This window comes from Streptomyces kebangsaanensis (assembly GCF_001906585.1).
Classification (GTDB): Bacteria; Actinomycetota; Actinomycetes; order Streptomycetales; family Streptomycetaceae; genus Streptomyces; species Streptomyces kebangsaanensis.
In genome coordinates, this window is sequence record NZ_JUJA01000140.1 from 92861 (window position 1) to 97970 (window position 5110).

At 74.2% G+C, this 5110-nt stretch carries 3 protein-coding genes and 1 pseudogene; all 4 read left to right on the plus strand.

The window, feature by feature from the left end:
- Nucleotides 1-143 precede the first annotated feature (143 nt).
- Nucleotides 144-917 carry a class F sortase gene (locus tag RH94_RS20640; protein ID WP_073948992.1) on the plus strand — a complete coding sequence of 258 codons (774 nt, stop codon included), beginning with the start codon at nucleotides 144-146 and terminating at the stop codon, nucleotides 915-917.
- 207 nt (nucleotides 918-1124) lie between these two features.
- Nucleotides 1125-2465 carry an ABC transporter ATP-binding protein gene (locus RH94_RS20645; protein ID WP_073948993.1) on the plus strand — a complete coding sequence of 447 codons (1341 nt, stop codon included), beginning with the start codon at nucleotides 1125-1127 and terminating at the stop codon, nucleotides 2463-2465.
- Nucleotides 2466-2580: 115 nt separating this feature from the next.
- Nucleotides 2581-3969, plus strand: coding sequence for an aldehyde dehydrogenase family protein (locus tag RH94_RS20650; protein ID WP_073948994.1), 1389 nt, complete (start codon nucleotides 2581-2583; stop codon nucleotides 3967-3969).
- A gap of 14 nt (nucleotides 3970-3983) precedes the next feature.
- Nucleotides 3984-5067: pseudogene (locus RH94_RS20655) on the plus strand (Zn-dependent alcohol dehydrogenase).
- Nucleotides 5068-5110 lie beyond the last annotated feature (43 nt).

A 5110-nucleotide genomic window follows, 5' to 3' on the forward strand; every position in this document is an offset into this window, starting at 1 on the left:
GGGCCCGAAGGGCGCCGTCCACGCGGGCGTCGGCGGCCTGGCCCCGACGGCCGCCGCCTTCTCACCGCTGACCGGCGCCGCGGCCGTGGGGCTGGTGGTGGTCGGCGGGACGGCGTACTTCCGGCTGGTCCGCCGGCGTCCCCATGGTGTCGCGTAGGCACCGACGCAGGCCCTGGTACCGGACCCGCGCCTACCGCCTCGCCAGGACGGCCGTGCTCACGGTCGTCCTGGCGACGGCGGGGGTCCGGTGCGGGGGAGCGCACGGGCGCACCGTGCCGGACCGGGCCGCCGGACCGGCCGCCGTGGCACCGGCCTCCCCGGCCCCGTCCGGCGCGGACGGCAACGGGACGGACGACGACTCACGGGGAGGCGGCGGCCCGGACGGCGGCTCTCCGGCAGGCAGCGGTCCGCGCGGCGGCCGGTCCGCCTCCCCCCGCCCCACCGCACCGCCCGCGCCGCTGCCCAGGTCCCGCGCGACCACCTTGCGCATCCCCTCCCTCGGCATCGACGCACCCGTCATCGGGGTCGGCCTCGACGTCGACCGGCAACTGGGGACGCCACCGGCAGACAAGCCCAGACTCGTCGGCTGGTACGAGGGCGGACCCGCACCCGGGGAGTCCGGCACGGCCGTCGCGGTCGGGCACCGCGACACCAGGACGGGCGCCGCCGTCTTCGCCGCGCTCGGCCAGGTCGAGCCGGGCCGGCCCATCGAGGTGCGGCGCGCGGACGGCCGTACCGCCGTCTACACCGTGGACAAGGTACGGGTCTTCGACAGGGACCGCTTCCCCGACGAGGAGGTGTACGGCACCGCCCGCCGCCCCGAGCTGCGCGTGATCACCTGCGGCGGCCTCTACACCCACAGGACCGGCTACTCCAGCAACGTCGTCGTCTTCGCCCACCTGACGTCGACGAAGTGACTCCCGGCACGAGGCGGACGCCCGCTCCCCGGAACACGAGCGTCCGCTTCCTCCTCCGCCGGGCCGGCGACGCCCGATTCTGCCCGGTCTCTTCCCCCGGGCGCGCACAATCCGTTAACTTCCGTGACTCATACGCCCCGTACGACCCGCACGAGGCGTTCGACCCGCGGAGCCTCAGTGCTCTGGTGAGTCCCGGGGGCATGCCTCATGACACGCGCCATCTCTCTGCACGACGTGAGCAAGACCTACCTCAAGGGCGTCCGGGTGGTGGACCGCCTGTCGCTGGACATCGCACCCGGCGAGTTCCTGGTGCTGCTCGGGCCCTCCGGCTGCGGCAAGTCCACGGTGCTCAGGATGATCGCCGGACTGGAGGAGATCACCGAGGGGCAGTTGCTGCTCGACGGCGAGTACGGCAACGACCTGCCGCCCTCCGGCCGGGACATGGCGATGGTCTTCCAGAACTTCGCGCTCTACCCGAACATGACCAGCCGCGACAACATCGGCTTCCCGCTGCGCATCGAGTCGCCCGGAGCGGACCCCGGCCGCCGCGTCGACGCCACCGCCCGGATGCTGGGCATCGAGGACCTGCTCGACCGCTTCCCCAGCCAGCTCTCCGGCGGCGAACGCCAGCGCGTCGCCATGGGCCGTGCGATCGCCCGCCACCCCTCCGCCTTCCTGATGGACGAGCCGCTGTCCAACCTCGACGCCAAGCTCCGCAACCATCTGCGCGCCGAGATCGCCAGGCTCACCCGGGAGCTGGGCGTCACCACGGTCTACGTCACCCATGACCAGGCCGAGGCCATGTCCCTGGGCGACCGGGTCGCCGTCCTGCGCGGCGGGGTCCTGCAGCAGGTCGACACCCCGCGCGCGGTGTACGCGCTGCCCCGCAACGTCTTCGTCGCCGCGTTCATCGGCACCCCGCGCATCAACCTGCTGCGCGGCCTGGTGCGCGCCCCGCTCGACGGCGCCATGACCATCAGCCTGGGCAAGCAGTTCCTGCGCCTGCCCGAACCCCTCTGCCTGGACCACCAGCTGCTGCGGGTGCAGCAGGGCCGCGAGGTCATCGTGGGCCTGCGCTCGGAGGCCGTACGGATCGCCAAGCCCGCCTCTGCCCGGCCCGGCGAGGTGGCGATCACCGGGCTGGTGGAGCACATGGAGTTCCAGGGCCACGAGGTCCTGGTCCACTTCAACACCGGCTCGCGCCCCGCCGTCGTACCGGACCTGGAGGCCCCGCGTCCCGCCCGCCGGCCGGTCCGGCGTCGCCGGCGCGAGGGCACGGTCCTGAACCGGCTGCGCGAGCGGGCGGGCGCCCTGCGCGCGGGGCCGGTGGTGGTGCTGGAGCACCCCGCCGACACCGGGCCGGAACCCCTCGCCGCCCCCGAGCCGCGCCTGCCCGGCGACCTGGTCGTGCGCACCACGCCGGACATCCGGCTCCGGCACGGCATGCAGGTCCCGCTCCTCGTCGACCTCGCCCACCTGTTCGTCTTCGACCAGCACGGCGACCGCATCTGCCCGGCCCCGGACCGTCTGCCGGACCTGGAGGAGTGAGACACCCCGGCCGCGGGCGTCTGGCGACCGAAAACTATCGGCGCTAGTTTATGGGGGTGTCGGTAGGTTGTGACGCGCACGACGCACCCCGCCCGTCCCGCCCCGGAGGAGCACGATGAAGGCACACGACGGCATGTACATCGACGGCGCCTGGCGTCCCGCCGCGGGCCGGGACGCCATCGAGGTGGTGAACCCGGCCGACGAGCAGGTCATCGCCACCGTGCCGGCGGGCACCGCCGAGGACGTGGACGCGGCCGTGCGCGCCGCCCGCGCCGCCCTCCCCGGCTGGGCCGCGACGCCCCCCGCCGAGCGGGCCGCCCGCCTGACCGCCCTGCGGGACGTGCTGGTGGCCCGCAAGGACGAGATCGCCGAGACCGTCACCGCTGAACTGGGCTCGCCGCTCGCCTTCTCCCAGGCGGTCCACGCGGGCGTGCCGATCGCGGTCGCCGGCTCCTACGCCGACCTCGCGGCGACGTACGCCTTCGAGGAGAAGGTCGGAAACTCCACCGTCCACCACGAGCCGGTCGGCGTGGTCGGCGCGATCACCCCCTGGAACTACCCGCTGCACCAGATAGTCGCCAAGGCCGCCCCGGCGCTGGCCGCCGGCTGCACGATCGTCCTCAAGCCCGCCGAGGACACCCCGCTGACCGCCCAGCTCTTCGCCGAGGCGGCCCACGAGGCCGGAATCCCGGCCGGCGTCCTCAACCTGGTCACCGGCCTCGGCCCGGTCGCCGGACAGGCCCTGGCCGAACATCCGGACGTCGACCTGGTCTCCTTCACCGGCTCCACGGCCGTGGGCAGGCGGATCGGCGCGACGGCGGGCGCCGCCGTCAAGAGGGTCGCGCTGGAACTGGGCGGCAAGTCCGCCAACGTCATCCTCCCGAGCGCCGACCTCGCCAGGGCCGTCAACGTCGGCGTCGCCAACGTGATGTCCAACTCCGGCCAGACGTGCAGCGCCTGGACCCGGATGCTGGTGCACCGCGACCAGTACGACGAGGCGGTGGAGCTCGCCGCGACGGCCGCCGCCAAGTACGGCGACCGCATCGGCCCGGTGGTGAACGCCAAGCAGCGGGCACGCGTGCGCGGTTACATCGAGAAGGGCATCGCCGAGGGCGCCCGCCTGGTCGCCGGCGGTCCCGAAGCCCCGTGCGAGAAGGGCTACTTCGTCAGTCCCACCGTCTTCGCCGACGTCACCCCCGACATGACCGTCGCCCAGGAGGAGATCTTCGGCCCGGTCCTGTCCATCCTGCGCTACGACGACGAGGACGACGCCCTGCGCATCGCCAACGGCACGGTCTACGGCCTCGCCGGCGCCGTCTGGGCGGCCGACGAGACGGAGGCGGTCGCCTTCGCCCGCCGCATGGACACCGGCCAGGTCGACATCAACGGCGGCCGCTTCAACCCGCTGGCACCCTTCGGCGGCTACAAGCAGTCCGGCGTCGGCCGCGAACTCGGCGCACACGGCCTCACCGAGTACCTGCAGACCAAGTCCCTCCAGTTCTAAGGGAGTCACGCGTCATGGCCGTACGTGCCGCCGTCCTGCCCGCCATCGGCTCGCCGCTGGAGATCGCGGAGATCGAACTGCCGGAGCCCGGCCCCGGGCAGGTCCGCGTCCGGCTCGCCGCCGCCGGGGTCTGCCACTCCGACCTGTCGCTGTCCAACGGCACCATGCGGGTGCCGGTGCCGGCCGTGCTCGGCCACGAGGGCGCGGGCACGGTCCTCGCCGTCGGCGAGGGCGTCGCCCATGTCGCGCCGGGCGACGCCGTCGTGCTCAACTGGGCGCCGTCCTGCGGGAGCTGCCACGCCTGCTCGCTCGGCGAGGTGTGGCTGTGCGCCAACGCGCTGAACGGCGCCGCCGACGTCCACGCCCGCACCGCCGACGGCACCGAGCTGCACCCCGGCCTCAACGTCGCCGCCTTCGCCGAGGAGACCGTCGTCGCCGCCTCCTGCGTCCTGCCCCTCCCGGACGGGGTCCCGCTCACCGACGCCGCGCTCCTCGGCTGCGCCGTCCTCACCGGGTACGGCGCCGTCCACCACGCGGCGAAGGTACGGCAGGGGGAGACGGTCGCGGTGTTCGGCGTCGGCGGGGTGGGCCTGGCCACCCTCCAGGCCGCCCGGATCGCGGGCGCGTCGAGGATCGTCGCCGTCGACGTGACCCCTCAGAAGGAGGAACTGGCCCGCCGCGCGGGCGCCACGGACTACGTCCTCGCCTCCGGGAACACCCCCCCGCGAGATCCGCGCCCTCACCGGCGGGCAGGGCGTCGACGTCTCCGTCGAGTGCGTCGGCCGCGCGGCCACCATCCGCGCCGCCTGGGACTCCACCCGCCGCGGCGGGCGTACGACGGTCGTCGGCATCGGCGGAAAGGACCAGCAGGTCACCTTCAACGCCCTGGAGCTCTTCCACTGGGGCCGCACCCTGACCGGCTGCGTCTACGGCAACTCCGACCCGGCCGGGGACCTGCCCGTGCTCGCCGGCCACGTCCGCGCCGGCCGCCTGGACCTGACCGCCCTGGTGACCGAACGGATCGCCCTGGACGGCATCCCGGCGGCCTTCGGGAACATGCTGGCCGGGAAGGGCGGCCGGGCGCTGGTGGTGTTCTGACGACGGACTTCGAGAGCCGGCGGGCTCAGGGCACCCGCTCGGG

Bases quoted from the DNA above. Each gene is read 5' to 3' on its own strand.
- RH94_RS20640 (WP_073948992.1), top strand. From the start codon at position 144: ATGGTGTCGCGTAGGCACCGACGCAGGCCCTGGTACCGGACCCGCGCC.
- RH94_RS20645 (WP_073948993.1), top strand. From the start codon at position 1,125: ATGACACGCGCCATCTCTCTGCACGACGTGAGCAAGACCTACCTCAAG.
- RH94_RS20650 (WP_073948994.1), top strand. From the start codon at position 2,581: ATGAAGGCACACGACGGCATGTACATCGACGGCGCCTGGCGTCCCGCC.